The sequence below is a fragment of the Haladaptatus sp. HS23 genome (assembly GCF_056892285.1).
The window spans coordinates 260,566-286,478 of the sequence record NZ_JBXGLH010000006.1; the positions used below are offsets into that span (position 1 = coordinate 260,566).

Annotated in this window: 30 protein-coding genes and 3 pseudogenes; 10 read left to right on the forward strand and 23 right to left on the reverse strand. The window is 53.9% G+C overall.

The annotated features are described in order from the left end of the window. Positions 1-69: 69 nt before the first annotated feature. The 9 genes from katG to AC1XDK_RS17725 all read right to left on the reverse strand — a co-directional run bounded on the left by katG (position 70) and on the right by AC1XDK_RS17725 (position 8,788). Positions 70-2,232 carry a catalase/peroxidase HPI gene (katG, locus tag AC1XDK_RS17685; protein ID WP_483351283.1) on the reverse strand — a complete coding sequence of 721 codons (2,163 nt, stop codon included), beginning with the start codon at positions 2,230-2,232 and terminating at the stop codon, positions 70-72. Positions 2,233-2,413: 181 nt separating this feature from the next. Beyond that, on the reverse strand, positions 2,414-2,539 hold the full coding sequence (locus AC1XDK_RS17690) for a hypothetical protein (RefSeq protein WP_483351284.1): 126 nt from the start codon (positions 2,537-2,539) through the stop codon (positions 2,414-2,416). A 228-nt stretch (positions 2,540-2,767) separates the two neighbouring features. Next, positions 2,768-3,715: a ring-cleaving dioxygenase gene (locus AC1XDK_RS17695; protein WP_483351285.1), complete on the reverse strand. Its 948-nt coding sequence runs from the start codon at positions 3,713-3,715 to the stop codon at positions 2,768-2,770. Between the two features lie 618 nt (positions 3,716-4,333). After that, complete coding sequence (locus AC1XDK_RS17700; RefSeq protein ID WP_483351286.1) at positions 4,334-4,780, reverse strand: ester cyclase; 447 nt, start codon at positions 4,778-4,780, stop codon at positions 4,334-4,336. A gap of 235 nt (positions 4,781-5,015) precedes the next feature. Then, complete coding sequence (locus AC1XDK_RS17705; protein ID WP_483351287.1) at positions 5,016-5,438, reverse strand: CoA-binding protein; 423 nt, start codon at positions 5,436-5,438, stop codon at positions 5,016-5,018. 201 nt (positions 5,439-5,639) lie between these two features. Then, positions 5,640-6,479, reverse strand: coding sequence for a VOC family protein (locus AC1XDK_RS17710; RefSeq protein ID WP_483351288.1), 840 nt, complete (start codon positions 6,477-6,479; stop codon positions 5,640-5,642). A 30-nt stretch (positions 6,480-6,509) separates the two neighbouring features. Further along, on the reverse strand, positions 6,510-7,001 hold the full coding sequence (locus AC1XDK_RS17715) for a DoxX family protein (RefSeq protein WP_483351289.1): 492 nt from the start codon (positions 6,999-7,001) through the stop codon (positions 6,510-6,512). Beyond that, the gene (locus AC1XDK_RS17720; protein WP_483351290.1) at positions 7,001-7,702 is read right to left on the reverse strand and encodes an SDR family NAD(P)-dependent oxidoreductase; all 702 of its coding nucleotides are present in this window, start codon (positions 7,700-7,702) and stop codon (positions 7,001-7,003) included. The genes AC1XDK_RS17715 and AC1XDK_RS17720 overlap by 1 nt, the downstream gene beginning before the upstream one ends. Before the next feature lie 327 nt (positions 7,703-8,029). Beyond that, positions 8,030-8,788, reverse strand: a complete 759-nt coding sequence (locus AC1XDK_RS17725; protein ID WP_483351291.1) for a glucose 1-dehydrogenase — start codon at positions 8,786-8,788, stop codon at positions 8,030-8,032. A gap of 178 nt (positions 8,789-8,966) precedes the next feature. Here AC1XDK_RS17725 and AC1XDK_RS17730 point away from each other — a divergent pair, with 178 nt between their 5' ends. Further along, positions 8,967-9,320 (forward strand): winged helix-turn-helix transcriptional regulator, encoded by a 354-nt coding sequence (locus tag AC1XDK_RS17730; RefSeq protein ID WP_483351292.1) that lies wholly within the window; start codon positions 8,967-8,969, stop codon positions 9,318-9,320. A gap of 189 nt (positions 9,321-9,509) precedes the next feature. On the opposite strand, the gene AC1XDK_RS17735 is transcribed toward AC1XDK_RS17730, so the two are convergent. The 8 genes and pseudogenes from AC1XDK_RS17735 to AC1XDK_RS17770 all read right to left on the reverse strand — a co-directional run bounded on the left by AC1XDK_RS17735 (position 9,510) and on the right by AC1XDK_RS17770 (position 14,596). Next, positions 9,510-9,827, reverse strand: a complete 318-nt coding sequence (locus AC1XDK_RS17735) for a DUF7344 domain-containing protein (protein WP_483351293.1) — start codon at positions 9,825-9,827, stop codon at positions 9,510-9,512. A gap of 230 nt (positions 9,828-10,057) precedes the next feature. Then, a complete protein-coding gene (locus tag AC1XDK_RS17740; protein WP_483351294.1) occupies positions 10,058-10,276 on the reverse strand; it encodes a hypothetical protein in 219 nt (72 codons plus the stop codon). A 267-nt stretch (positions 10,277-10,543) separates the two neighbouring features. Then, entirely contained in the window at positions 10,544-10,915 is a 372-nt protein-coding gene (locus AC1XDK_RS17745) for a DUF7344 domain-containing protein (protein WP_483351295.1), read from the reverse strand. 361 nt (positions 10,916-11,276) lie between these two features. Next, positions 11,277-11,567, reverse strand: a complete 291-nt coding sequence (locus tag AC1XDK_RS17750; protein WP_483351296.1) for a HalOD1 output domain-containing protein — start codon at positions 11,565-11,567, stop codon at positions 11,277-11,279. A gap of 1,374 nt (positions 11,568-12,941) precedes the next feature. Further along, positions 12,942-13,197 (reverse strand): annotated as a pseudogene (locus AC1XDK_RS17755) (type II toxin-antitoxin system HicA family toxin). Between the two features lie 15 nt (positions 13,198-13,212). Next, complete coding sequence (locus tag AC1XDK_RS17760; RefSeq protein ID WP_483351297.1) at positions 13,213-13,485, reverse strand: type II toxin-antitoxin system HicB family antitoxin; 273 nt, start codon at positions 13,483-13,485, stop codon at positions 13,213-13,215. Beyond that, on the reverse strand, positions 13,482-13,721 hold the full coding sequence (locus AC1XDK_RS17765; RefSeq protein WP_483351298.1) for a helix-turn-helix domain-containing protein: 240 nt from the start codon (positions 13,719-13,721) through the stop codon (positions 13,482-13,484). Before AC1XDK_RS17765 ends, AC1XDK_RS17760 begins: the two co-directional genes overlap by 4 nt. A 218-nt stretch (positions 13,722-13,939) precedes the next feature. Further along, a complete protein-coding gene (locus AC1XDK_RS17770) occupies positions 13,940-14,596 on the reverse strand; it encodes a helix-turn-helix domain-containing protein (RefSeq protein ID WP_483351299.1) in 657 nt (218 codons plus the stop codon). Positions 14,597-14,737: 141 nt separating this feature from the next. Between AC1XDK_RS17770 and AC1XDK_RS17775 the strand changes: the two genes are divergently transcribed. Both AC1XDK_RS17775 and AC1XDK_RS17780 read left to right on the forward strand, forming a co-directional pair. Then, a complete protein-coding gene (locus AC1XDK_RS17775) occupies positions 14,738-14,974 on the forward strand; it encodes a DUF2249 domain-containing protein (protein WP_483351300.1) in 237 nt (78 codons plus the stop codon). A gap of 53 nt (positions 14,975-15,027) precedes the next feature. Continuing rightward, on the forward strand, positions 15,028-15,261 hold the full coding sequence (locus tag AC1XDK_RS17780) for a DUF2249 domain-containing protein (RefSeq protein WP_483351301.1): 234 nt from the start codon (positions 15,028-15,030) through the stop codon (positions 15,259-15,261). A gap of 104 nt (positions 15,262-15,365) precedes the next feature. Here the strand turns inward: AC1XDK_RS17780 and AC1XDK_RS17785 are convergent. Continuing rightward, positions 15,366-15,965, reverse strand: a pseudogene (locus AC1XDK_RS17785) (DUF488 domain-containing protein). A gap of 103 nt (positions 15,966-16,068) precedes the next feature. Further along, complete coding sequence (locus AC1XDK_RS17790) at positions 16,069-16,338, reverse strand: DUF2249 domain-containing protein (RefSeq protein ID WP_483351302.1); 270 nt, start codon at positions 16,336-16,338, stop codon at positions 16,069-16,071. 654 nt (positions 16,339-16,992) lie between these two features. Here AC1XDK_RS17790 and AC1XDK_RS17795 point away from each other — a divergent pair. Both AC1XDK_RS17795 and AC1XDK_RS17800 read left to right on the forward strand, forming a co-directional pair. Next, complete coding sequence (locus AC1XDK_RS17795) at positions 16,993-17,277, forward strand: CGCGG family putative rSAM-modified RiPP protein (protein WP_483351303.1); 285 nt, start codon at positions 16,993-16,995, stop codon at positions 17,275-17,277. Between the two features lie 33 nt (positions 17,278-17,310). Next, positions 17,311-17,631 (forward strand): hypothetical protein, encoded by a 321-nt coding sequence (locus tag AC1XDK_RS17800; RefSeq protein ID WP_483351304.1) that lies wholly within the window; start codon positions 17,311-17,313, stop codon positions 17,629-17,631. An 88-nt stretch (positions 17,632-17,719) separates the two neighbouring features. Here the strand turns inward: AC1XDK_RS17800 and AC1XDK_RS17805 are convergent, their stop codons facing one another. Beyond that, positions 17,720-17,998 (reverse strand): OsmC family peroxiredoxin, encoded by a 279-nt coding sequence (locus AC1XDK_RS17805; RefSeq protein ID WP_483351305.1) that lies wholly within the window; start codon positions 17,996-17,998, stop codon positions 17,720-17,722. Positions 17,999-18,080: 82 nt separating this feature from the next. On the opposite strand from AC1XDK_RS17805, the pseudogene fer reads away from it, so the two are divergent. From fer to AC1XDK_RS17830, 5 genes and pseudogenes are all read left to right on the forward strand, one after another. Next, positions 18,081-18,468: pseudogene (fer, locus tag AC1XDK_RS17810) on the forward strand (ferredoxin Fer). A gap of 176 nt (positions 18,469-18,644) precedes the next feature. After that, on the forward strand, positions 18,645-18,974 hold the full coding sequence (locus tag AC1XDK_RS17815; protein WP_483351306.1) for an antibiotic biosynthesis monooxygenase family protein: 330 nt from the start codon (positions 18,645-18,647) through the stop codon (positions 18,972-18,974). 26 nt (positions 18,975-19,000) lie between these two features. Then, positions 19,001-20,455, forward strand: coding sequence for a heme o synthase (gene cyoE / locus AC1XDK_RS17820; RefSeq protein ID WP_483351307.1), 1,455 nt, complete (start codon positions 19,001-19,003; stop codon positions 20,453-20,455). 283 nt (positions 20,456-20,738) lie between these two features. Next, positions 20,739-21,329, forward strand: a complete 591-nt coding sequence (locus AC1XDK_RS17825) for a DUF7998 family protein (RefSeq protein WP_483351308.1) — start codon at positions 20,739-20,741, stop codon at positions 21,327-21,329. A 155-nt stretch (positions 21,330-21,484) separates the two neighbouring features. Continuing rightward, the gene (locus tag AC1XDK_RS17830) at positions 21,485-21,709 is read left to right on the forward strand and encodes a DUF7987 family protein (protein WP_483351368.1); all 225 of its coding nucleotides are present in this window, start codon (positions 21,485-21,487) and stop codon (positions 21,707-21,709) included. A 279-nt stretch (positions 21,710-21,988) separates the two neighbouring features. On the opposite strand, the gene AC1XDK_RS17835 is transcribed toward AC1XDK_RS17830, so the two are convergent. The 3 genes from AC1XDK_RS17835 to AC1XDK_RS17845 form a co-directional block, all read right to left on the reverse strand. After that, positions 21,989-23,362, reverse strand: a complete 1,374-nt coding sequence (locus AC1XDK_RS17835; protein WP_483351309.1) for a hypothetical protein — start codon at positions 23,360-23,362, stop codon at positions 21,989-21,991. A 337-nt stretch (positions 23,363-23,699) separates the two neighbouring features. After that, positions 23,700-24,638 (reverse strand): halocyanin domain-containing protein, encoded by a 939-nt coding sequence (locus AC1XDK_RS17840; protein WP_483351310.1) that lies wholly within the window; start codon positions 24,636-24,638, stop codon positions 23,700-23,702. Positions 24,639-24,642: 4 nt separating this feature from the next. Further along, the gene (locus AC1XDK_RS17845; protein ID WP_483351311.1) at positions 24,643-25,782 is read right to left on the reverse strand and encodes a multicopper oxidase domain-containing protein; all 1,140 of its coding nucleotides are present in this window, start codon (positions 25,780-25,782) and stop codon (positions 24,643-24,645) included. Positions 25,783-25,913 lie beyond the last annotated feature (131 nt).

Consider the following 25,913-nt stretch of genomic DNA (forward strand, 5'->3'; position numbering starts at 1 on the left):
GCGTGAGTGGGTGCTGTTGGCGAGTGAGGAGTTAGATGAGTATAATACTAGATTTTATATGCCGACGTGTTACTCGAGGTCGAATCGATCGAGCTGCATCACCTTATTCCACGCGTCGACAAAGTCCTCAATGAACTTCCTCTCAGCGTCGTCAGCGAAGTAGGCGTCCGCAGTGGCACGAAGTCGGGCGTTCGAGCCGAAGATCAGATCAAGGCGGGTGGCCTTCCATTGGAGTTCATCGGTGTCGCGGTCGCGGACCTCAAAGACTTCACCATCTTCGTCGACTGATTCCCACTCATAATCCATATCGAGCAGGTTCACGAAGAAGTCGTTCGAGAGAGTGCTGGGGTCATCAGTGAAGACACCGCGGTCAGTGTCCCCGTAGGTCGCGCCGAGCGTGCGCATCCCACCGACGAGCACCGTCATCTCGGGAACAGACAGATTCAGTAGGTCCGCCTTGTCGACCATCCGCTCTTCCGGGGAGTCGTAGAGGTCGTTGTACTCGCCACCAAGATAGTTTCGAAATGCGTCGACCTTTGGTTCAAGCACCTCGAAGGACTCAACATCGGTCTGCTCTTGTGAGGCATCTGTACGACCCGGTTTGAACGGCACGTCCACATCGTAGCCGGCTTCGGCAGCTGCTTGTTCGATAGCTGTGTTACCACCAAGTACGATCAGGTCGGCAAGCGACACGTGTACGTCGCCCTGCGAACTATTGAACTTATCCTGAACCGCTTCTAGGGTCTCCAGAGTCATCTCCAGTTCCTCGGGCTCGTTCACCTCCCAGCTTCGCTGGGGTTCCAGGCGGATGCGCGCACCGTTCGCGCCACCGCGTTTATCGCTGTCGCGGTACGTCGACGCCGACGCCCAAGCAGTCTTGACCAGCTTGGAGCGCGAGAGGTCCGAGGCAATAATTTCGTCCTTGAGTTCGGCAATCGCTTCGTCACCGATAAGCTCGTAGTCGGCATCAGGAACTGGATCCTGCCAGGCGAATGTCTCGTCTGGGACCTCCGGGCCGAGGAACCGTTCAGGCGGTCCCATATCGCGATGGATAAGCTTGTACCATGCCTTCGCGAACGCCTCCTGGAACTCGTCGGGATTCTTTTGGAAGCGCTCGAGGATCGCTCGGTAATCGTCATCGTGTTTAAGCGCGATGTCCGTCGTCAGCATCATCGGCTGTTCCGTCTCCGATGGCTCCCGCGCTCCTGGCGCGTAGTCGACCTCTTCATCGCCGACCGGCCGCCATTGCCAGGCACCACCCGGGCCCTTGACTGAGGTCCAATCGTGCTCTAGTAAGTTGTTGACGTATTCCATGTTCCATCGGGTCGGTGTGGCGTTCCAGGGACCCTCGATACCGCTCGTAATGGCGTCGAGACCACCGATCTTGTCACCGTGCTCCTGTGCCCAGCCAAGGCCCTGGTCTTCCATAGGTGCTGCCTCGGGCTCGGGGCCAACATGTTCGTTGGGATCGTCCGCCCCGTGAACCTTCCCGAAGGTGTGGCCGCCCGCAATGAGCGCGACCGTCTCTTCGTCGTTCATCGCCATGCGGCTGAATTCCTCGCGAATGTTCTTCGCGGATCCTTCGACGTCCGGTTCACCGTACGGTCCTTCGGGATTCACGTAAATGAGTCCCATCACAGTGTTCCCAAGCGGGTCTTTAAGATTTCCTACCTCGTCGTCCTCGAAGCGTTCAGGTGAGGTCGTCTCCCACTCTGTCTCGGGACCCCACTCGACGACCTCGTTGGACTTGAACGCGTCCTCGCGACCACCAGCGAAGCCAACCGTATCGAAGCCCATCGACTCTAAGGCGACGTTCCCAGTCAGGACGATCAGGTCGCCCCACGAGAGCTTGCGGCCGTACTTCTGTTTAACCGGCTGGAGCAGTCGACGAGCTTTATCGAGATTGACGTTGTCCGGCCAGCTACTCTCTGGCGGGAGGCGCTGGAGGCCGCCGGACGCACCGGCGCGGCCGTCGCTGGTGCGGTATGTGCCAGCGCTGTGCCACGCCATCCGGATGAACAATGGACCGTAGTGACCATAGTCGGCGGGCCACCACTCCTGTGAATCGGTCATCACATCTTTAATGTCTGATTTCACTTCCTCGAGGTCGAGCTTCTGGAACTCTTCGGCGTAGTTGAAGTCCTTGCCGTACGGATTTGTATCCGCAGTGTTATCGTCAAGGACATCTAGGCGTAGTAAATCTGGCCACCACTCTTGGTTGGACCACGTCATATCTATACAACGGGACGTTTGCCTATTAAGCGTGTTTAATTTCTCCGATTGAATTAACTAATAGTATTGGGGAGGGATCGGATTTGTCGTATTGTTCGCTGCCTTCCACTCGGTTCAAGCAGCACTCTATGACCGCGGGTTCGAGCCCATGTCTCACGGCGATGTGCTCTCCTTGTTTGGTTCAGAAATCATTGCTGTTGGGGACGCTGAACGGTGAGATGGTCGATTCTTCAGCCAACTCTCCGAGCTTCGGCAGCAAGCTGACGATGGCTACGACGAACTCAATGAGGATGTCAACGCACTCCATTCACCAACCCAACAGCTTGTCTCCGAGATGAATCTCTTGATTGGGAATCACCATAGATGAGCGTCCATATCTAAAAGAGCTAGCCGTTGAAATCCCGTCGTCTGCCATTTGATAAGCGAGCGTGACGGAGTATTCCGGTCCTCTCTACAGTGTCTGGCAGCGCATCCTCTGTACAGAGTGGCTGTTTCCGGTGTAGGCCGTCTCTCGTCTTGAGCCTGAATAGGTCACTTATCCGCTCAACTCGGACTTTGAGGGCACGTCAAGCGGTTGGAGCTGTCCTTCAATCATCTCACGGTCCTCTTCGAGCCATGGGGGGAGAAACAACGACTGTCCGAGCGCGTCAAGGTCGGCTTCAACTATGAGACCTGGCTGCTCCGTCGCGAGTTCGAATAGGATACCGCCGGGTTCACGGACATACAGCGAGTGGAAGAAGTGTCGATCTTTCACCCGCGAAACATCGTAGCCACGCTCTCGGAAGAGGTCGTGCCACTCGTAGAGTTGATCTTTATTAGGTACTCGTAGTGCTACGTGGTGGAGCGAGCCTGCTCCCTCCCGACCGAAATCACTGTCTCGGTCAAGAAGATCGATAACGGTCGCCTGATCGCCCGGTGCCTGATACCGAACTCGATCACCCTCCTGATCGATTAACTCGAAACCAAGCGTATCGAGGACGCTCGCAGTGACGAAGACGTTCGTTGAAAGCAGTGTTACACTGTGAATACCGCGAATCGTATGTTGTGCCGGAACAGGCCCGCCATCCCACGGATCGGACGGTGACGCCCCGGTAACGAGTTCAAGCTGCGTACCGTCTGGGTCGGACAACTGGAGGACTGTCTCGTCGAACCGTTCGAACGGTCCCTCGACAGAGAGGTCATAGGCAGCGAGTCGTTTCATCCAGTACTCGATGGAGTCGGGGGGAACGACGAGCGCGGCGGTAGTGATCTGTGGTTTCCCGATTCGGCCGTCGTCTTCGGCGGGATATGGAAAGAACGTCAAGACCGTGCCAGGAGAGCCAGTTTCGTCGCCGTAGAAGAGATGGCGGGTGAACTTCTCGTTGAAGTTCACGGTCCGCTTGACGAGACGAAGCCCTAGAACGCCCGTGTAGAAGTCAACGTTCTGCTGGGCATCGCGAACGATGCCCGTGATGTGATGAATTCCTGTTGTATCTTCGAGCATGAGCGCAGTTGTTGATCGTTTGGGGCCGAACTACCCAGTAATTTCGGTTGGAAAAGTACTGTGATCAGAGGGTCTTCACTCCAGAGAGAGGTAATCGCTCTCCGATCATCACTAGAAGGAGCTGACCACCGCTGTCGATGTACTGATCCGGAAGCAGGTGACGAAGAGGTTCACCTCCTACAGCGCCGAGACCCCCGGAATCGTCGCTCCAAGCGAAAGCCACAGGAGCGGACCTCGCTATACGATAGATAGTGTGTCCGCAAACACACATCACGATGAGGAGAAAGCCAACCGGATAGAACAGATTCTCGACAAGGGTTGCGGATTCGAGGGGGATGGCCGCGGTAACCGCCGACCGCGCGAGAAACATTCTAGGAGGCGAGCTGTTTATCCGTTCGCTGACGGGCCCGTGAGCGGGTGACTACAGCGATTCGGTATCGGGTATTCAATCCATTTCTGGTAGTGCTAGATCAGTCGTGACCAGCTAGGGTAATCGGCCATCGCCGGTGGAACCATAGAGCAATCCGTGCAGGAGTGTCCCCTATGCCCAACTCACGCCTGCAGGTACGGATGCCTTCCTTGTGCCAGCAGGTCGAAAAGATAGTCATCCTATATTTATTACATCTCTAGCCCGATCTGCTCCATGAACGTCACGAGGTCATACATGAGATTTTCCTCGACGATCTGCCCGTCATCCCACTGGGCAACCGTACAAAACTCAATGTCAAAACTCTTCCCAGTCGGCGGGATTTCTGTTTCATCGGGAGTGATCATCGGTCCCTTCATGGTTCCACGAAAGCGCGCGATTGAACACGTCCAATCCCCAGAGGCGAAGAACACACGATAGGGACGGTTGTCGAGTTTCTGGTCGGGGAACGTCCGCCAGAACTCCTTTGATTCCTCCGTGTGATCGTCGATGCCTACGGTCGGTTCTGGCTGTCCAGGCCAATGCACGACCACGTCAGGCTTATGCCTCTCCCTGAAGACCTCGACGTCCTGCTCGTTCCACGCGTCGTCCAGCGTCTGCATGAGCTCCATGTTGCGCTGCTCAACGTCTGTAGACATGGTTTGGGTTCACCTCAATCCCAGGTAACTGTGTCCACCTGGAACCCACATATTTTGGGCACGCAGGTTGATAACTCTTAGCACAGGCGCACGACAGGATGATAGCACAGGTGAACCCTGGCGGCGGATCATGCCGCATAAAATGGGAATCACTGACTTTCGATTGACTCTCCAACCACACCTCGTGTCTGTTGCCTGTCGTTGCGCGTGCGTAACGGGGGAATTCATCTGGAGGTCAATCCATCGGGTGGCGAATGAGTTGACCATGTTCGACGCTCATACAATGATCTTGGACAACGTCCAATCCAGCCGCTTCTGCAGCTCGTGCTGCCTCGTCGTTTCGAATTCCGAGTTGCATCCAGATTGCCTTCACGTCGTCACGAGTCACTACCTGCTCAACGATCATTGGAACCTCCTCGCTGGGGCGAAAGATCTCGACGATATCGATAGTTCTCGTAACATCGGCCAGTGAATCGTAGGCTTGTTCCCCAAATATCTCGTCCGCGGTCGGATTCACGGGAATGATTTCGTAGCCGTGACGCTGTAGGTACGCAGGCACGATGTGTGCTGCCTTCTCGTACGATGTCGATGCACCGACGACCACAACACGGTCGTAGCCGAGAATTCGACGGAGTCCGTCGGCGTCTTCGATGGGCATATACGAACTACTGGAGGCCGGAAAATCAGCGTGTCGTCTGATACCACTCCACTCTAAACAGCCAAGAGCCCGTCACTCAGCTGATCGTTCGATAAGCGTGTTGAACGTGTGAACTATCAGTGGACATCGTCTTCAGTCGGTACAACAAATCGGATTCAGTTTAGACATGATTGGCGAATCAGACATCTTTGACGGGGAGCGTTACGTTCCAACTCGGAATCGCACTTCGATCTCATCCGGGCCGATAACGGAGATTCCGTCATCCACCTCACTGACCGTATACTCACTGTCCTCGATTCGCTCTCGAACCCCATCGAGTGCCTCCGAATCTGGAAGAACCACCTCAAACCAGAACAGCCCTCTGCCGCCGACTGGCCCGGATCTGTGATGCCACGTATTTGCACCAATGTGGTGGTGGTAACCACCAGCAGCCATGAACACGGCAGCTGGCACTGTCGTTTGCACCTCGAATCCGATGCTGTCCACGTAGAAGTCTCGGAACGCCTCTAGCGAGGACACTTCGAGGTGAACGTGCCCCACGTCCGTTCCAGAAGGAAATTCTGAATCTCCTGTGGCGGCAGCTTCCATCGGGTCAAGATCGAGGGGATAAGTGCCCATACGGACCCGTCCGTTGTCGGCACGAGGCCACTCCTCCCGCGGGTAGTCTCGATAGATCTCGATGCCATTGCCCTCCGGGTCAGTCAGGTACAGCGCCTCACTGACGCCGTGGTCGGACGCGCCGCCGAGCTGCCAGTGGTCTCGAATGCGGGCTAACGCGTCACCCAGCGCCTGCCGTGATGGGACTCTGAACGCATTGTGGAAGAGGCCCGCTCCCGATCGGTGGCGGCCGAGTGCATCTTCATCACCTTCCAAGACGAGGAGCGGTGTATCCCCGACACCCAAAACGGAACTGGTGTCGGAGCGATGAAGCACGCTGAGCCCAACGACATCCCGGTAGAACTCGGTTAGCTCTTCGAGATCGTTGACGCGGAGTGCAGTCCGTCCGATGTGTGTCTCCTGTGGGATTACGTCTGTGGTCATTGAGGTCATATAGTGGTTGTAAGCGCTATATTATACGTCTGTGCCCCTCGACTGAGATGCGTCAGCGGAGGTGTCCTCTCGGTCGAACAGCACATGTTCGAGTGAGAGTGATCCAGGGCCACTCAAGACAAGCGCTATAGCGAGCAAGGCCAGCACGAGCGTCAATTCGATACCGCCACTTGTGGCCGGATATCCATTCGGAAGGTGGTAGAGAAGCGTCGCGACGAGCATGTCGACCGCGATCAGTGCGCTCGTGATTCGGACAGCTAGGCCGACCAGTAACAAGATACCGCCGACTAGTTCGAGGAGACCGACACCCCACGCAGCAATCGAGGGAAGTGGAACACTGAGGCTCGCCAAGAAGCCTGCGAAACCCCCAGGACCCAGCGGTTTCGGACCGATTCCGAAGACTTTGCCGACACCACCGACAAGCATCGGAATCCCGAGGGCTAGGCGAAGAAAGATCAGGCTCAACTGCGAAGCCGTCTCAGGTGAGTCTTGACGTGGCACGGTCTTGGCCATTACTCTTCCACCTCTGGCTGCCCGCCCGTCATCTGGACGATTTGGCCCGTGACGCCCTGGTTCGAGAGTAGGTGGAGCACTTCGTCGACGATGGCCTCCGGGGCCGTCCACGTCGAGAAGTCCGCGTCAGGCATCGCTTCACGGTTCCCAGGCACGTCAATGAGGTACGGAGCGACTGCATTGACCCGGGCGTCGAGTTCGACATCGAGCGACTCGGTCAGCGTTCGGACCGCGCCCTTACCGACGTCGTACGCGAGCGTGCCACCAACGGGGTTAATGGCGCGATCGGAGCTGAACAAGACGACGCCACTTTGCTCACTGAGGTGGTCCGCGAAGGCCTTGGCAGTCAGGAACGCCGTCGTCGCGTGGCGATTTAGTGCGGCTTGGAACGCGTCGCCGTCAGTATCGCCGATGCCGCCCATTGAGAAGCCGCCAGCGAGACCGACGATATGATCGACTGATCCGTGATCGTTGACGACAGACTCGGCCAAGGCTTCAACCGCTGCCTGGCTGGTCAGATCGACCTGGTAGTACGATACCTCTTCGGCGTGCTCAGCGCGGGTCTCGACATCTTCTCTCCCGGCGTCGTCGAAGTACGTACCGATGACATCGGCACCGTGGTCAACGAGCTGGTCCGTCACGTACGGGCCCATGTTGCCGGTGGCACCGGTCACAAGCACCGTCGAGTTCTGTAGTTCCATTGCATTACGTAGTTTGTACTCAAACCTATATATAGATCAGGCAACAATAACGTGACCAGGTAAAGCCAACCCAACCACCGGCGGCCGAACCCGACAACACTGCTATAGGAGTGTTGACTAACCGTACATTCGGAGAGCTAACTCTTTCCGGAGTCTGAAGACGCAGGAATCCCAAGCGATGGGCGTTTCAGATTTGTAGTCTACTACCGAGTGACTAGACCTGTCGGGTACGGGTAGTCACACAGCATCAGTTTGGTGGACTGCTGGCCATACCAAGTGATGTTACCTGTCTTGACCGCGTCTAAAGTCGCGAAACCCCAAGCGGAGTTACTGGACCGAGAATCCGCCATCGACGGGGAGTGGCTGCCCGGTCACATACGACGCGTCCTCGGAACAGAGCCAGACCACCGCGGAGGCGATCTCTTCTGGCTGACCGAGTCGCCTAGCGGGGATTCCGGCGATCGTTTGCTCCGTGGCTTCCGAGTCCTGTTCGCCTGAACGGGCGACCATGGGCGTATCGATGACCCCCGGAAGCACCGCGTTCACCCGGAGGCCGTCGCTACTGAACTCGACGGCCGCCGACTTCGTCAACCCGACGACGCCGTGCTTGCTGGCGACGTACGGGCTCAGGTTGGGAAATCCGAGAATGCCAGCGATCGAGGACGTGTTCACGATGGCTCCCCCGCCGCTTTCCAGCATGGCCGGAATCTCCTCGCGCATCGCAAAGAACACGCCGTTGAGATTGATATTGAGGACCTGGTTCCAGTTCGCGTTGTTCTGTTCAGAAAAACTGACCTGATCACCCTCGATACCGGCGTTGTTGAACGCAAAATCAAGGCCACCGTACGTATCGACTGCCGTTTCGACCGCTGCAGCGAGATCGCTTTCGTTGGTTACATCAGTCTTGATGAACGTCACCTCGCCTCCCTCGGACTCGATCTGAGAGACGGTCTCCTCACCACCCTCCACATCGATATCAGCGGCGACAACGCTCGCGCCTTCCTCTGCGAACCGCCGTGCAGTCGCGCGTCCGATGCCCGACGCCGCGCCCGAAACCAACGCGACACCGCCGTCAATACCGTTCATTCGAGATCACCCGCGAGTTTGACGATATCACACTTCTGCTCAACGATCTGGTCCATCATGCACGGACCCATGGTGCCGTCATCGGTCACAAGCACCGTCGTATTCTGTCGTTTCATTGCATTACCTAGTTTGATCCCCAACCCATATATAGCCCAAGCAACAAGAGTGTAACCAAGGAATGGCGACCCAACCACCATCGACTGACACTACCGAAGCCACCAAGGCTGAACAACGGAATGCGGACGTCTGCAACGTCGTGGGCTCGATCGAGGAAATGGGTTCGAAATGGAAACTCATCGTCCTCAACGACCTACGTGACGGTGAAAAGCGGTTCAACGAACTCAAGCGCTCGACGGGCGCGAGTTCCTACACGCTCTCGCGAGTCCTCGACGACTTAGTGGAACAGGGGTTCATCGAGAACCGCAAGGAGTTCGAATCGCCAGTCGCGAGCTATTACACGCTGACAGAGAAAGGCGATGCCCTCTGTCCCGTGTTCGAGTCCCTTGACGCCTGGGGCGAGGACTGGCTCTGAATTCGACGATCTCGTTTGTGCCGTTACGTGATTCGGATGCCGGTGCGCTGATGAAATACTTCGGTACGGTCGCTGGTGAAGATGAGTACAAGTATCGGGGGATTGAGTGCCGTCAGCGAAGTACGTCGTATATCGATTTTAACGTTGTAATAAAGGAGTTAGCGTGTAGGAAAATGATAATAGACTTGATTACTGAAGATCAGTAGGCGCGACAAGCTTGAGATGAGGTTGCACCTGGTCAGCAATCTCTAAAAGTTCAATCGTCTCGGACTCTACATCGTAGTGCACGATCCCAGCAGCAACTAACTTCGGGAGATGCGTGTGATGAAGGCCAGTAAGAATTCGCTCGTAGTGCTCGTACGTGGATGTGTCTTCCCAGATGGCGATTTGTTCGGCGAGATCCCCGAGTGAGATTGCCCCAACTTTTTGCGAGAGATAATGAAGCGTATATCGTCGATGGTCACTCGCGAGAAGGTCAAAGATGGTTGTCGGAGTGGGCTCACTCATAGCAGTGCTGCTTGTCGATGTATTTGGCGTTTTAGTCTTCATAATGTTTGTAATCTTTACTCAGCCTACGCCACAGTACGCAACTCGCCAGCTTCTCTCCGACTTCAGCGGAGTAGGTGCCACTATGAAGTACCAATGCATAAAGATTCGCAATCTGTTAACTAACAATGATATAATATATCTATTGTCATAATCTGACCTCTCTCACCGAACACAACAGTTCATGGCACTTATTCTTCGAGAAACTCGGGATCATACGTGCAGCCATCAGTACGATTCTTGGCAATTTCGACCGTCCAATTCGGTGCATCGGTGACCGGGAGGGTAATTTCCCACGTGCCTTCGATTGCTGCTCCGGCTGCAAACGCCTCCAAAATGAGTGTTTCAAGGTCATTTTCAAAAGTGGCTGTTGCCTTACCTGCCGCTTTGATGTTGTCAGTAGGATCCATAGATATCATGGAGACGCAGTGCCAGAGTACTTGCGATCCCCATTCAAGAGAGACGCATCATAGGAATATACTCTCATCGGTACCAACTATTCCCGAGGGTACTACAACCACGCACTATATTTTGGATAAAATTCGAGTTTCATCGTCCAGTTGAACTCCAGCAATGAGACTCTCGTCATATCGTTTCATGCTTCAGAATCTTCTGTAGGCTGGAGGCAGCTACTGTATCAGTTACAATCTGTTTCTGCAAAAGCTCAGTTACCAACGCTATTGATCGTTAATCGTTTCGAGAACCGTCTCAACGGTCGAATGGTTCCGATAGCGGATCATCTCCGACCGTGCATCGTACTCGATCACGCCACGATTTTCCAAGTGCGGCAAATGCGTGTGAATCAACTCTGTTCGTAGTGACTCAATCTCCCATGCTTCGTATTCCGTTCCTTCGAACGCTTGTGATTCCGCTCCGAACGTGCGACAGAGCGCATCGACAGGGATCGTGTTCTCTTCTCTGTCAGGGAGTTCTCGAAGCGGTTCACGTCGAAATGGGTCTTTGAGTGCGGTGAACACTCGATTGAGCTGAGCGCTGGTCGGATCACTGTTGTCCGTGTCTGCTGGATTGTTCTCACTTGTCATAGTCATTATTTGATGGTGAAGTGCAGCACCACGTCACCGCATACTATAGAACCGCGCTATCGCTAGTTACTACGCGATAAAATACTACCAATAAACGCCTGATTGCTACACTGTAATAGGCGACGATCAACTATAAATAATTTTTTAGTCTCGAGACAACTCATACCATGGTTTCACCCCGTATCGCTCGTATTCGTTTTCGTGAGCTGTCGATGAGTGATTCTCTTATCTCCAATACATATCAGACTAGTAACATAGGTTAATATGTCATACTAGCTTCAGATTAAGCATGCTCACTCGATCACTACTACATCGGATAGAACGAGATCACTACCAACTCTGGTGATTAACTGAGACCAGCAGCGTTCTATGAATCCAAGTTAGAAACGGAAACCGTGCGATCAGAATGAACCGTAACTCGGTAGCCGATATACTCGAAGCTCACCTCTGGCGACCCATGCTGGTAGAGATCTTCAAGTGCGTCGGGGTCGATGGCCTCGTAGAGGGGTGTTGCAGGTTTCGTCCCATTCGCGTCGGCTACTGCCGTTACCACAGTACCGGTAATCGATTCGGTGTCTGCGACTTTGGTGCATATCAATGGCTCTTGCTGTGAGGATGATGAGTTGGACATATCCTCTGTGATGGATGTTGTGCTCATAGTTATTCAGGTGGTGAATGGTAACATAGACCATCATTCTTCAAGCAATCTTGGTGGTTCGAAGATCCTCTCACCCCGATAACCGTCTACGCCTACCACCAACACATAGCCCTCGCTGCTCACAACCTCTCGGACCCAGTTGGGCAGGCGACCGGGTAGACACAAGGTGCTCACCCGGACGTGAATACCCCATGTTTCAAGTGGAAATCAAAATCATAGACAACAACATCAGCTATCTTGACAGTCCATTGCCACCACACCATATTTCCGGAGTAAATCGATGGTACACCATCGGAAAACGTTCTCTCCTGACACATTCACTCTTGCTCTCACAGACTGTCCCACGGGGTCGCTGCTGGACGTCGAGTTTGTCCAGGCACCAAAGAGGACAGTCCCATCAGCAAGATCACGCCGAAATTTAAGCCGTGCTGGTCGGCAAATTTGACAGTCCCTTTTGTGTGTCCGTCGGCGCACACGGCGCCATACTGCTGGATAATCTACGTGCTGGATCATTGGCTGTTGCATTCACTCTCACTGAAAATACGGTGTCTCGCCGAAGACGGCACCCCCGTGGTACGCTTGGGTCGGCACCCATTCTGTCGTCCAAGTTGGCACCCAGATTTGCGTGATGACTGTGAGCACCCCAAACAGTATTGCTACTGGCGCTCCTCTCACGTCGCTCATTGGATCTCGTCGTCCTGTCCCAGGGAGACGGACTGTCAGAATTCGTCGCACTTGGAGACTGTCCTGTGCTGTCTCACAGACCGTTGTGTCTGAGGCTATTCTCCCAACGAACGTCATTGGAATTCGGCTCTCGACGAGAGTTGCAAGGTTAAGATCCCCACTACCGTATGGCAATCCGCTGCTCTTTTCACGCGGGGAGCAGCAGAACATGGAGCAGGGACATTTCCTTGCTTTGAGGGTGATGGATGGACCTTCATGGCCACCAACATCCTTTCATCGTTGATACGGCTCCTCGATAGGGTCCTGTTCACGATGAGCAGGTCCTACAAAGCAGTGGTAAGTGATTCTGGTGCTATCACTGTGGGATCAAAAAGAGAAGTCCAACCGCGAGAAGTAGCAAAATCAGCAGAACAAGGTGGTAGGAATTGTCGAAGTATCGATGAACTCTGGTGAGCCAATTGATCGATTAGAGTAATTGCCTTGGAAGCCTTGTTTTTGATCGCCCGGTTTTGTTATGAAGCAAACCACATTCTCAGTCAAATAATCATGCTGTTGGACTCACACTCTGCAGCCAGCAAGGAATTCTCGTCAGTTACCATATTATACTACCACATTGGGTCGACTTCTGCACAAATCCATAAGCGGAAGTGAGCACCCCACGGTAGTTCCAACTCAATCTGTGCGTGGCGGTTACCGGTTGCTATCGATCCAGACTTTGAACTTTTGGTAGTCCTTTGCGCCGGCCTGATCGGCGATACTTCGGAGCGTGCCTGCGCTGAGTTCATCGTGGAGTGGGACGGGCACGGTTCGGGCGTCCGAGTTGTGACCCTCTGGTGGTTCCCACCGGAGGATTGCGTGGTCCCCCTCGTGTGTGCTTCCACTCGTAGATTCCGCTGTTGACCATTACCTTTACGACATCCTTTCCAGAAAACGGCGCATATGACATCGTCGTCGGGAAAAATCAGTCAAAGATCTCCGAGTCGTCGAGAGACTCGGACGTGTTTCGTTCAGGAGTAATCCCCATCTCGCGGAGATCCTCGTCGCTCGGAGGTTTGCCTTCGCCATGGTAGCCCTGGAGTGCTTCATCGAGATTTTCGAGGGCCTTCTGGCGGGTTTTTCCTTGGCTGGCAACGCCCGTTTCCTCGTCCTTTGCAACCCACCACTTGTCTTCGCGAGTGAGCGTAATTGTGGTACCTGTCGGCGGTTCGTGGTTGGTGCTCGAATCCGTACTCATGATTCACCCTCCGGTGTCAGACTCCACGCGAGCGAAGTGCCGATTTTCTTGCTTTTCACCATTTCCTCGTCTTGGAGTTGCCGAAGTCGGTAGTCAGCACTGGGCCGTTTGATCTCCAGTTCGTCGGCGACTTCGCTTGTGGCCGCTGGTTCGTGCTTCCGTACGTCGGCGACGACTTCGTCGTCGGTGTGCTTCGCGGAGAAGCGCCCGCGTTCGTCACGTTCGCTTGTACTCATACTCGAGAGCACGTGCTCTAGGGAGAGAAGTCCATCTACTCCGGAGTAGATGGCAAATATTCAGGGTGGAAGGCGATCAAAAAGTGGAAACTAGTGACGATCAATTGCTCGAACATTGGTTAATTGATTGTTCCTGTTCCCGTCAGTGTGATCTATGACTGTCCGGCGCATCCTGATTGAGGGAACGACACCCCCCGATAGTGTCTCGATCAGGTTGCTCATGCAGAGTCCGTCTCGGGAGTGACATCACCCAGATCCTCAATAAATTTTTTAACTATTTTCCCCTCAGCCCGGTGCAGGGTTTCACTACAGGTAGATTTCGCAATGCCGAGCTCATCTGCAAATTCAGTTAACGAGCAGCGTCTCGGGGTGTCGTAATAACCGCGTTTGGCTGCTCCGTGGAGAATCTGTAGTTGACGGCTTGTTAATAATTGTTCAGCCTCGATCTGTTGATAGATATCATTGACCGTGAATGGGATCCCGAATGATTCGAGCTGTGCGCCGAGTTCAGACAGTCGACGTTGCGGTGCAGTGACCTCCCATTCAAGCTGGCCGTCTATGAGATGAAACGGCATTTCGAGCGGAATCCCTGCCTCTTGTGCAGAGAAGAGTAACAGAGGCATCGTCGTCTCAAACTGAATCAGCGCGGTATTGTCCTGCTGTTGGAGAAGATCCATTTCAATGACCGCCTCATTGGCAGCGAATTCGGCAAGCACCGATTCTAATTCCTCCGCGGTCACTTCAGTAAGGGCGACGCCCGCGTGATCACTGGGAAATGCCGCCAGAATACGGAACTGTACCTCTGGGTGAGTGCGTGAGATATCTCCGATCCAGATTCCTTCCGGGATGGTGAGGGTGAGGTTTGCTCGTGGCATCGTCGTTCAGGTGAACATATTCGGTCTCGATTCCAATTAGTATTGCCGAACATGTTCGTGCTCCCTAGAGATTCCTACTCAATCTCCTTCCGAACATCATCGGCGGAACAACCATTCTTCTTCCTTTGTAATGGGTACTTGATGAGTGTAGAATCTATCGACGACGGAGTGTACGAACTCGATGCGCGCGAAATTGACGGTGAACCGTTTAGCAAAATCATGTCCGCATTGGAAAATCTCGATAAAGACGAGACACTCGTGCTCATCAATAGTTTCGAGCCAAAGCCACTGTACAATGTCCTCGAACAGTGGGGGTTTAGCCATGAAACGACGAAACAAGCGGCCGACGAGTGGCGTGTTTCAATTACTCATATCTGACCGGACATGTTCGGAACAACACCTTCATCGAGAGCTACTATAGTAAGATATGCATGTCCAATCAGACACTCGATCTCCGTGATGTCCCGCCTGCGGAGCGCCATCCGATGATCCACGATGCATTTGACGACCTAGAAAGCGGCGAGACGATGACGCTGATCAACGACCACGAGCCGAAGCCGCTGTTCTACGAGATGCAAGCGGAGGTCGAAGAGTTCGACGCCGAGCGGTATGAAGTCGAACAACGTGATGTGAACGAATTCGTCGCGAAACTTCCCAAGAAATAGGCGACGACGAATAGTAGTCTAACCACCGACATCCGGTTACATAATGACTTCTATATCCTCGATTTCAGTCGCATGTTCTATATGTCCAGAAATATCCGAATATGCTATGATCTGTCATCGTCAGCGGGATAAGTGACACATCCATTGAATATCTCCGCGAACCGAGTCAACTCGTGCTCATTAGCGCGATCAGCATCGAAGATACCAATGATTTCACAGCCACGAGCGATGAGCCGATCGGCGACGATTCGTCGATTACAGCGCCAGTAAACGGCCTCGGCACAGACAATCACCGGCACGTTGGTCTGAGCGAGCGCGACCAACTTGTTCAGTGGCATCTGAAACTCATCAGTGAGCGCGTAGTCAGCGTAGGCTCGAAACGAGTCGTTCTCCTATTCGCTATTCGGTGAATCTACTTCTGTTTTTAAAGGTTGCTCACCGAGCGTTTCGAGATGGTGGTAATTGATTCCGTTCCCGTTGAGAGTCGCGACCAGCGCGTCAGCATCGAACTGGCGATTCCGCTGCGAACCGAGAAACCGACGAATATTGACCACGAGAGTGATATCGTAGGCACGGAGTATCGAGATGAATTCCTTGATCGAGTGTGAAGAGTGTCCGAAGGTGTACACGCGGGTCACACAGGCTAGTAAAGAGGAGAGTAAAGTAGGCGCTCTGGTGGGAAAATATAGTTTGCCGAGATGCACGGGGAACTGGCTCAGCTTCTATGCTGTCCCAGAAATAACGATGATCGTGCGTAGGACTCCCCGTGAACACGAAATTGCAGAATATGGGAATCTGTGTGCTGAATTATGATTGGAGTCGCCAGATAACGGTGATGACAGCGAGCTCTGTCTCAAGCGTGTCGTATTCGTAGCCACGGTCAGCGAGCTGCGGATACAGGTGCTGTGGCGCTCGGTCGTTGAGTTGAACCAATACTACCTCGTCGTCCAACTGGACTAGACGTTTGAGCGTATTCTGAAGTGGTTGCGGCGGTGGCAGGTCCCGAGCATCGAGTACTTCTCGTGGTCGATCGGCGGGCGCATTCGTTTCCGTAACGAAGTTTTCGGCGGTAGCCATGTCTTCAACATCGTACCGAGTCACTACGGGCACTTCGCCGAAGATGTTCGTTACTCGGTGTTTGTCTTGACGGTGAACGGGCTGTCTGGTCCCAATGAAGCGTCGAGCACGTACTGCACCCGTCCGTGCCACCTATCGTAGCATTTCTGGTGCTCTTCATCAGAGACTTCGCCAGCGATGAATCGCAAGATGGGGTCGACTGTGCTGTCGCGTGGTTTTCCGTATCTAGACTGTGTCAAATCTGTCTGTATAAAACAAAGTGGGGATGATAAATAGAACTTCATCGAAATAACAGCTGCTGCCAATACAATCAATGTGGAAAAACATATCGGCCCTATTCAGATCGAACTCACATCTGTTGTTACTGACGACCTCGACGCGGTTCTCACTTACAAACAGCGTGTGGCGATTTTCGAGATCATGCGAACGACGAATGTGCTTTCCGGACGCCAGAAAGGATCTAAAGTGGTAGCGACGACCGGCTTTACACTGGATCTCGCTGTCGTCGGAATATTCCCCGTTGTAACCGTGATTAAGCACTAGTGGCGGACCGAACTCAAAACGCAGTTTGATTACTTCGAATCGACCGTTCGTTGAGACGAAGCGAACATGTTCGGCGGTTCGCTTTCGGTCGACAGTGACTGACCTATATCTATGGCGAGCGTATTCCACGAAGATGCCAAGTCTGTCATGGATCGCATCCATCACAGCTCTTGGTCGACGGCCCTCGAAAAACATGAGCATGCTGACGACCGCGCCCTCGTCCTCGCGCAGGCAATCGATGCCGTAAATTACATGGCGACAGCTCACCACATGAACGTGGTCACGCACGCAAATCACGACCATTCCAGCGAATTCTTGTTTCGAGCCCTCACCGACGAATTCGATGACGATCTCGAATGGAAGTATATCGATCGTGTGGGTGTAGCATACACGTGACTCGTACCTATGTCGAGTAACTCTGAATTAAATATGTGGACGAACTCACCTCACTTACCATCCATTGTGCCATCCAAACTGGACGAGGAAGCTCCTGAAGCGGTTAGTCGAGCAATTCATTGTCGCGGAGAAGAGCTGAAACAACGAGAGTTAGAGCGGGCCTTCAGCAGGCTTACTGCACGGTGTGATCTTACACAGCAACAACAAGAAATAATCGAACACATGGCATCTGCTATCGTTGACGGTATCTTGGCTACCCCGGATTCAGCGTTGGAGCACACATCTGCGTACGATGCGAGAACGGTACGAGCGGCAATCGAACTCTTTGACCCAGATCGAGAAGACTCTTCGTAATAGATGCCCATCGGAATTTCGGTCAATCAACGAGATATGTAGAGATTCTATTAGGAGATGAGAACACGAGTTGTACCCTCAGATTAAGTCATTCGAGGCGCGTCGCGACCAGTTTGATCTCTGTTCCAGCGAGGGCTTTCGATACTGGACTGCCTTCTTTTGCTTCCGCGGCATGTTCACGGAACGCGTCTCCGTTGATATCAGGAACCCTTCCTTCGACCGTGAGTTCGACACGCGCGATGGCCAGCTCATATGAGTCAAGCTGCATCTCGGCTTCGGTGTGGAGGTGCTCCGGTTCATATCCGGTTTCACCGAGCATCAACGAGAGAGCCATCGCGTAGCACCCTACGTGGGCTGCACCGGTCAACTCACTGGCACCTGCTCACCAGTGGTCGTGCCGAAGATGTTCGGAACAATCGTCATGCATTCCTGGAGGCAACCAATGAATAGTGCCAATGGTAGAGTACCTCAATTACATGATTTTAGACGATCACGGATGGACTATCGACGATGGGGCAGAGTTGTTCGAGAAAGCGAAGGAAGCAGACCTCGGCGACGAGAACTACGGCACGCTCGACGCGAACAAGGGCGAGTACATCCTTGAGACAGCGGGAGCGGCGGGATACGACTGGCCATTTTTGTGCCGGGCTGGGTATGCGTCAGTTGCGCTGCGATTCTCGTCGAGAGTAAAATCGAGATGGACATGCAACAAATCCTCCAAGAAGAAGTCAGTGAGAAAAATGTCTGACTCACCTGTATCAGTACACCAGTATCAGACGAGGTCGAGATCGTCTACAATGCCAAGCACTCGATTACTTACAGAACCGCGTGATCTAAGGAGAGAGCATCCACGTCGAATTCGATCGGGATATCTGTATTGGAAGTTCGAGTACGTCGCTGAGTGGGAGGAACTCCCGCAAGACGAAAACACTGGCAATCAGATAGTTCCGTGACACCTCGTATAGATGATCGAACGGCACTCACACAGACAACCCATACAGAAATCGAAACACATGATCGTCGTTTCAAACCGCGTTCAGATTGCTGACTCACACGCTGAGACGTTCATCCAACGACTCAAAGACAACTACGGGATCGAGGAACAACCGGGATTTCTCGGACTCAGACTGCTCGCCCCACTAGATGCCGAGACGTATATCACGATGACCTTCTGGGAGTCAGTCACGGATTACGAAACCTGGAAGGACGATGAATCATTTGAGCGAGCGCACTCGGACCGTTCGTCTGAGAGGGTGTTCACTGCCCCAAACGAGATAGAGATTCACGAAATCGTGGTTGAACGGGAACCAGAATCGAATACACAACCACCGTCACGAGACTGAGACGCGACTATACCAAGTACAAAACCATGAACCGAATCGATTCTCCTCCCTGTTCGCGTTTCCCTAGGTTACTTGCCGGGACAGCCATGGGAGTGTACTTTCTGTTGGTCGTCGGCGTGACGAGTACTATCACCGATGCAATCGTGCTCTGTTCAACATGGCCACTCTGTAGTGATGGGTTGGTCGTTCCGGTCTCACTTGAGGGCTGGGTAGTATTCGGTCACCGTATAATCGCGGTTCTCGTCGGTTTGCTTGTCCTCATCACGGGTCTCGTAGCCGTTCGTGACCACCCTTCGCGCCGTGTCTTGGTAGCGCTTGGAATCGCTGTCCTCCTCTATCCGGTACAGGTGATTTTTGGGGCATTTATCGCTATTATGGGACCTCAGATATTGATTATCACGTTGGGCAGTGTGTCATTTGTCGCGTCAACCATTCATCTCGTTGTTGGCCTCACCATCTTCGGTGGGTTACTCGCTGCACTCATATGGACACTAGAGGAAGACACAGGCGTCCCGGATAACGAACCTGTGACCCCATCAAGCAATCTTGATCCTATTGAGAATTCGCTTGATACGAACCATCCTCTGATTCCAGCATGGAGTGATGAACCACTTCGTCGTACGAGGATGACTGTCACAGCGTACGTTCAGTTGATGAAGCCGCGACTGATGTGGCTGCTATGCCTCGTCGCCGTAGCGGCCATGGCGCTTGCGGGTGGCTCTAATCTCACGTTTCGCGTCGTCGTGGTGACTCTCGCTGGCGGCGTACTCGCTATTGGTGCGTCGGGCGCATTCAATCACGCATTCGAGCGGGATACCGATCGGCAAATGCAACGAACGAAAGACCGACCCCTTGTTGTGGATCTCGTGTCCGTTTCTAATGCGATTGTGTTCGGGCTTCTTCTGTCCAGTGCGTCGCTTGCGTTGTTTGTGTCGGTCAATCTCCTCGCTGCTCTCCTCGGTCTCACGGCTATCCTCTTCTATTCAGTCGTGTATACACTCCTGTTGAAACCGAACACTCCTCATAGTACGGTTATCGGGGGGTTCGCAGGTGTGCTTCCAGCATTCATCGGCTGGGCCGCCGTCACCGGCACGATTGGCTTCGGAGCAATTGCTCTTGGGTTACTGATCTTCGTGTGGACACCAGCGCACTTCTATAATCTCGCACTCGCCTACAAGGAGGATTACGAGCGCGGTGGCTTCCCACTAATGCCGATCGTGCACGGTGAGACAGCGACACGGCGACACATCGCTTCGTATCTCACTGCGACGTTCGCAGTGGCTGCAGCAATGACTGGCCTTCCGTCGCTCGGGTGGGTGTACGCGCTGACCAACGTGAGCGTCGGCGCTATCTTTCTCTGGGCAGTTGTCCGTCTTCACTATGAGCAGACAACGAGTGCAGCGTTTCGGGCATTCTACTCATCAAACGCATACCTCGGTGCAGTCCTCCTAGCTGCCACATTGGATGCAATAATTGTATAGATTTGATAATATTGGCACTAATTCTTTTCTAGTGCGGGACCTCTGACACCATGGACGAACGAATTCGGGACGAGACCAACATTTCATCGACATCGAATGAATTCAATGGCAGACGATCCATCGCTGTTCTCCGATTCTAACGATATTGCATTTATCGATCGCGTATCAGTCGGTGATGCAATCGGCCATCCTCCACGATCTACAATATCTGTGTGATCTTGTCACCGATCACATGAACATGTTTGGGGGTAGCATCAGGGTAGTGGAGCGCCTCCAGTCAAACATGGCCAAATTTCCGTCCCCGTTCGGTGGGAATGATGGTGGACTGTTTGACGAGTATGACGAGTTCGTCCCCGAACACATTCCTGATGTGGGGCCGTTCCTCGAAGGACACAACGTTCTCACTGACGAGGGCCACAGCTTGTTCCACGAGCTGACGGAGAAATTGTTCGAAGAGCGTGGTGTCTATGATATGACGTTCGGATACAACCTCACCCGACTCAATCTCGACCATCGGCATCCGGGTGCAGGGTATCGCTACGCCGAACAGAACGACGACTCGACCGTGCTTCGAGCAGAGTTCACACCGACGACACCATTCTGTCCCCAGAGTCACACGCTTACCCTGGGTTCATTCCGTGCATGGAACGGGTTGAGCGACCAGCATGAGTACGACCTCGTTCGGGTGCGAGTCCATTCCATGCATCACAAGAGCACGGCGATCAACGAACAGCTGGAAGAGCTCGAGGGGAAGTATCTAGAGACTGGATCCGTTATGATGGTTCACGAACGAAGTGGAGATATCGGCTCGAACCCGATGGAACGGGCCATGCGAGAAGAGGATCCCAGCCGAGGCCCACAAGCACCTTTCTAGCAGAGGAAGAGCGCCTTCGAGTGATTTCAAGGAATCACTCGGACGGAGTTCCTATCCTGGAGGATGTCATAGAACGATTACCGTATCACCAATGGAGGATGGGTGAAGCGTTAGATACAGGAAAAGTATTTATAAAACTGTCGATGGTATGATATATAGTTTCTCGTGAAAACCGAGTTACCATCGTCTTCGGGGTGTTGTCACTCGTTATTCTATACGTCATGGCGACGTTAATTCACCTACCGACGTGGGTGGGTGGGAATTGCCGAAGTCATCGTCATCGGCGTAATGATTCCGAAACTCATCAACGGTACGTATACAGAATATACAGAATATACAGAATAAATCCCACTCATGCCGACGGTGTCGGGAGATTTTAATTTGCATACTCGATGAACGTCGTTTCACTCGAGGGAGTGTGGAACGAATGGGGTGTTTCTCTGAATTAGTCACGTCGTGTTAGCTTCAACTCGTGCTTTCTGAGGCATATAAGTCAGATATCCGAACAGTTCCAAGAACCCGTATACAACTCCTCGAAGTTTCGCCGAGAGCAGGGTACGATTGGTGGCATCCCAGTGGACATAGTCCCCGACTGTCGACCAGAAAACTAAAGGGTACAGGTCAGTGCCGCTCTCAGAATATGGTTGGCAGACACGTTACTACCGTCCCTCTGATGGTGGCTCCCGCAGCTCCGGGGAACAGTTCTGTTCAGCCGATCCGGACGTAGATGTGAGAATACCTCGAAGCCCGTACGGGCTGTGATCGCGAATTACGAATAGCATGTTGATGACGAACAGTCCGAAGCCAACCGTCGCCGAGAGTCCGCTGACGACTATGAGGATGGAGGGGAGCATGAACCAGTCCGAGAGGACAATGAGCCCCGTTCCAACAACCACTGCAACAAAATCGGCAGTTGCGATACGTGCATCGTAGAGGTCGTCTATCATCGGCACAGGTTCGTAACCGAGGAGGTCGCTGTAGCGGTGGACCCAGATGATGAACGGGACGATGTGATAAAGTGTACCCAGTACGACAAAGCCGATGATCCCAAACACGAGTAAGTGAGCGGTTCCAGGTGCTCCGAACAGTGTCAGTCGAGAAAGCGGATCCGTGAGCCATGTCGACGCCGTGAGTCCAGCCCAGAGTGCCATCGCCGGAGTGACGACCGCGTACCGTGACAGCATCGGCGTCCATTCGACTTGCGTCTCGTATAGTCGACGAGCCAGAATCACGCTAAATGCGAGCAGGCTGATGACCAAGAAAAGCCCACCCACACGAGCGAGCGTCGCCACAGAGAGAAAGCGTCCCAGTGCAAGGGCGATGACGCCGATAGGATAGCCGACTTCCTCGACGTGCTGAAGATACTTGTCGATTCCGTGGAAGTTGGTCTGTGTAAACATTGTCCCGAGCTGGTAGAGTGCGCCCAAAACGGTGGTGAGAACCGCCCCGAACACGGCGAGCGTAGCGTGAGTTATGACGACGGATGATCGGGAGATGCCGAGTTGATCGAATACTGGATACGTGAAATCGACCGCAAGAAGGTAGCCGAGCACGGTAAGCACCGCGAAGTAACCGAGTGCGAGTGCGAAGTGGCGTTCGGTGACATCGAGCGAGTCGATGGTGAGGAACGTCCGACTGATGTTGTAGATGAACACCCAGAATCCGGTGATCATGACCCCGCCGAAGATAATGAGCCACGAGAGGGATCCCCAGAGCAACGTTACGACGAAGCCAAGCAGTCCGACAGTGACGAGCCAGAGCTGGACGACTGCGAGCTGGCGTGAGTGTAATTCTGCCCCGGACCAGACCGGAACGAACTGCGTCATCGCACCCATGATGGTGATGCACACCCAGCCTGTGAGCAGGAGATGCACGTGGGCGAGTGTCCCGAATCCAGGAAACAGACCAAGGGCTCCGAAGACGCCGGTGATCCCACCGAGCAGCAGAAAACCGAACCCGATCACGAAATGTCGAAGCGGGACCGTCATTGGCGGCTGTTGGTCCGTCTCTAATTCGCCTGGAATAGCGCTCATAGCATTCGGTACGGATCGTATCTCCCTTGCTCTGATTCCGAAGATGTTCGGAACAGCTTTGAGCGTAGTCAGGTATACAGCCGTCAGAGGGTTATAGACCGCTTCACACACAGTTCCTTTTGTTCAATATACGTGGAATTGGCTGCTCAGTAGATGTGTGAATATACCGCTGTTACGGAGTAGAGCACATATGCAGATATAATGAAAGGTGTGTGTCTGTTGTGTAGCCATGAATTATCCGACTAGTAACAGCTACGGATAAAGCAGATGCAGTTGCTTGGCTTTCCGTATCTATACAGTGCCACGTGAAGAATTTCCTTTGAAAATGAGGAAATTATTACTGATGTGAGCTTCCTGTAACAGTATTTTCGGCTGGCGTATCAGGAGACCTACGAAAGGCCAGGAAGAGTGCGAACGCCAGTGGCGAGAGTAACGCGGCCACGAAACTCCCGCCGAGTGCCAGTTCACTTGAAGAGATATTCGCCGCTACGTCCTTCGGTTCGTTGACGACTACCGCACCCTTCATTTCCCCTCCTCGATGAGCTTCACAGACGTACTTTTCGACACCCCCTTTGCGGAAGGTATAGGTGAATGTCGCATCCGCATCGCCGTACAGGTCACTCACAAACGATCCGTCTTCGGCGACGACATCGTGGATACCATTTCCCGACCACCGCCACGTCACGGTCGTGTCGGGGTCGATTCGAATCGCCGCCGGTTCGAACCCGTACGGCCCGCCGTTCGCCTGCGCGCCGACTTCGATCGTGACGTCGTCTCTGTCGGTCATATCGACCGTCTTGTCGAAGTTATCGACGCCGTCGAACCATCCTCCGTACGCTGGTTCGGTCGCTTCGTTTTTGTCCGTCGCTCCGGGCAGAGCAGTATTACCGACGAGAACGATACCTTTCATTCCCATTGCACGATGGGGTTCACAGTAGTATCGATTGATACCGTCGGCCTCGAACGTGTGTTCGAACGTCACCCCGGCCTTTTCCTGAAGATCGCTCTCGAACGACCCGTCCTCTGCGACGACGTTGTGCATCCTGCCGTTTCCCGACCACTGCCAAACAACCGTCGTGCCGGGATCGATTCTGACCGCCGCGGGGCCGAACGCGTAAGTACCGCCGTTGCCCTCCGCACCGACCACGACGGTGACTTTCTTCTTGCCGGTTTCGTCGACAACGGTGGGCGATTCACCGGCTACCGGCGGTACCAACGAGAGCGCCGCGATGGCCGCACCACCGTGGAGAACGTCCCGACGTCCGAGGTTTGTCATGGATTCATCCCTCGTACCCCGCGTACTCCATCAGGTTGGCGAAGATATCGGTGTTCATTGCTTCCTTGTAGACGACCGCTGAGAGCATCCCGCCCGGATAGGACGCACCGTTTCTGACGTGGTCGACCTTGTGGCAGTGCATGAGGTAAATGCCGGGGTCCGCGTCCGCCTCGAACTCGATGGTATAACGTTCTGCCGGTGAGACGTTCACCACGTCCTGTGGGAACTGCATCGCCTCGGGATAGTCCGCGCCGTCCTTTTCGACGATGTGAAACCGATGGTTGTGGATGTGAAGCGGATGTGACATAAAACCGGCGTTGACGAAGTGAATCCGAACGGTGTCACCCGACTCCACGATGAACGGCGTCCCGTCTTCGGGGTGAAGAGTCCGCGGCGCGCTCTTTCCGTTGACGGTGAACACGTCGGGGCGACGGTTCGTGAGGTCGAAGGTCGCGTCTTCGCCGGCGTACGCCCGCGAGAGTCGTGAATCCCACTCCCGGACGGTCGCGAAGTACTCCTTGTCGGCCTCTTCGTACCCCTTCGGATCGACGCGAAGGATGCCGAACATCCCCATCTCCATGTGCATCGGCGTCTGGAAGTGACAGTGATAAAGATGCGTCCCGGGGACATTCGCCGGGATGGTGTACGTGTGTTTCTTCCCCGGCGCGGCGGTGATACCCGTCGTCGTCGGCACGCCGTCGTTCTCCCACGTCTTCCGGACACCGTGAAAGTGCAGGGTGTGGGGGTTCTTCATGTTCGTGTTGTCGAGCGTTATCTTCAATTCGTTCCCCTCCGTCGTTCGGAGGACGGGTCCGGGGACGCTCGGGGGCAAGTCGTTCGCCTGAAACGCCCACACATGTGGGAGCGTCACCGGACCACCCATGCTGTCGAGTGGGTGGACCTCGTGTCGGGCGGAGACAGTCCGCATCGTCACCTCGTGACCGAGCGCGTCCAGATTAACGACTTGTGGAGCACTCGTCCTCGGAAGTGCGGTATCGTCTTTCGCTGCGGCAACCCCGTCACGCTGGTCCGGTTGTGACGGTGCCGCACATCCGGCGGTGGAGACGAGGCCAACGGTACCGGTCGCTTTTACGAAATCACGTCGAGAGATTCCGGTTCCGGGTGCGCCAATCTGTGGTTTCATGGTACATGTGTAACTTCGATAGCGAAGATGATATGACTGGAAGGTGGTTCTCACAGGTTGAAACGCGTTCTCAGAGACCGGGAATGATATGGATTAAACACGAACTGAAATGTTTTTGACTATATAGATTT

Coding starts and splice junctions, on each gene's coding strand:
- katG (WP_483351283.1), bottom strand. CDS start 2,232: ATGACGTGGTCCAACCAAGAGTGGTGGCCAGATTTACTACGCCTAGAT.
- AC1XDK_RS17690 (WP_483351284.1), bottom strand. CDS start 2,539: ATGGAGTGCGTTGACATCCTCATTGAGTTCGTCGTAGCCATCGTCAGC.
- AC1XDK_RS17695 (WP_483351285.1), bottom strand. CDS start 3,715: ATGCTCGAAGATACAACAGGAATTCATCACATCACGGGCATCGTTCGC.
- AC1XDK_RS17700 (WP_483351286.1), bottom strand. CDS start 4,780: ATGTCTACAGACGTTGAGCAGCGCAACATGGAGCTCATGCAGACGCTG.
- AC1XDK_RS17705 (WP_483351287.1), bottom strand. CDS start 5,438: ATGCCCATCGAAGACGCCGACGGACTCCGTCGAATTCTCGGCTACGAC.
- AC1XDK_RS17710 (WP_483351288.1), bottom strand. CDS start 6,479: ATGACCACAGACGTAATCCCACAGGAGACACACATCGGACGGACTGCA.
- AC1XDK_RS17715 (WP_483351289.1), bottom strand. CDS start 7,001: ATGGCCAAGACCGTGCCACGTCAAGACTCACCTGAGACGGCTTCGCAG.
- AC1XDK_RS17720 (WP_483351290.1), bottom strand. CDS start 7,702: ATGGAACTACAGAACTCGACGGTGCTTGTGACCGGTGCCACCGGCAAC.
- AC1XDK_RS17725 (WP_483351291.1), bottom strand. CDS start 8,788: ATGAACGGTATTGACGGCGGTGTCGCGTTGGTTTCGGGCGCGGCGTCG.
- AC1XDK_RS17730 (WP_483351292.1), top strand. CDS start 8,967: ATGGCGACCCAACCACCATCGACTGACACTACCGAAGCCACCAAGGCT.
- AC1XDK_RS17735 (WP_483351293.1), bottom strand. CDS start 9,827: ATGAGTGAGCCCACTCCGACAACCATCTTTGACCTTCTCGCGAGTGAC.
- AC1XDK_RS17740 (WP_483351294.1), bottom strand. CDS start 10,276: ATGGATCCTACTGACAACATCAAAGCGGCAGGTAAGGCAACAGCCACT.
- AC1XDK_RS17745 (WP_483351295.1), bottom strand. CDS start 10,915: ATGACTATGACAAGTGAGAACAATCCAGCAGACACGGACAACAGTGAT.
- AC1XDK_RS17750 (WP_483351296.1), bottom strand. CDS start 11,567: ATGAGCACAACATCCATCACAGAGGATATGTCCAACTCATCATCCTCA.
- AC1XDK_RS17760 (WP_483351297.1), bottom strand. CDS start 13,485: ATGAGTACGGATTCGAGCACCAACCACGAACCGCCGACAGGTACCACA.
- AC1XDK_RS17765 (WP_483351298.1), bottom strand. CDS start 13,721: ATGAGTACAAGCGAACGTGACGAACGCGGGCGCTTCTCCGCGAAGCAC.
- AC1XDK_RS17770 (WP_483351299.1), bottom strand. CDS start 14,596: ATGCCACGAGCAAACCTCACCCTCACCATCCCGGAAGGAATCTGGATC.
- AC1XDK_RS17775 (WP_483351300.1), top strand. CDS start 14,738: ATGAGTGTAGAATCTATCGACGACGGAGTGTACGAACTCGATGCGCGC.
- AC1XDK_RS17780 (WP_483351301.1), top strand. CDS start 15,028: ATGTCCAATCAGACACTCGATCTCCGTGATGTCCCGCCTGCGGAGCGC.
- AC1XDK_RS17790 (WP_483351302.1), bottom strand. CDS start 16,338: ATGGCTACCGCCGAAAACTTCGTTACGGAAACGAATGCGCCCGCCGAT.
- AC1XDK_RS17795 (WP_483351303.1), top strand. CDS start 16,993: ATGGCGAGCGTATTCCACGAAGATGCCAAGTCTGTCATGGATCGCATC.
- AC1XDK_RS17800 (WP_483351304.1), top strand. CDS start 17,311: ATGTGGACGAACTCACCTCACTTACCATCCATTGTGCCATCCAAACTG.
- AC1XDK_RS17815 (WP_483351306.1), top strand. CDS start 18,645: ATGATCGTCGTTTCAAACCGCGTTCAGATTGCTGACTCACACGCTGAG.
- cyoE (WP_483351307.1), top strand. CDS start 19,001: ATGAACCGAATCGATTCTCCTCCCTGTTCGCGTTTCCCTAGGTTACTT.
- AC1XDK_RS17825 (WP_483351308.1), top strand. CDS start 20,739: ATGGCCAAATTTCCGTCCCCGTTCGGTGGGAATGATGGTGGACTGTTT.
- AC1XDK_RS17835 (WP_483351309.1), bottom strand. CDS start 23,362: ATGAGCGCTATTCCAGGCGAATTAGAGACGGACCAACAGCCGCCAATG.
- AC1XDK_RS17840 (WP_483351310.1), bottom strand. CDS start 24,638: ATGACAAACCTCGGACGTCGGGACGTTCTCCACGGTGGTGCGGCCATC.
- AC1XDK_RS17845 (WP_483351311.1), bottom strand. CDS start 25,782: ATGAAACCACAGATTGGCGCACCCGGAACCGGAATCTCTCGACGTGAT.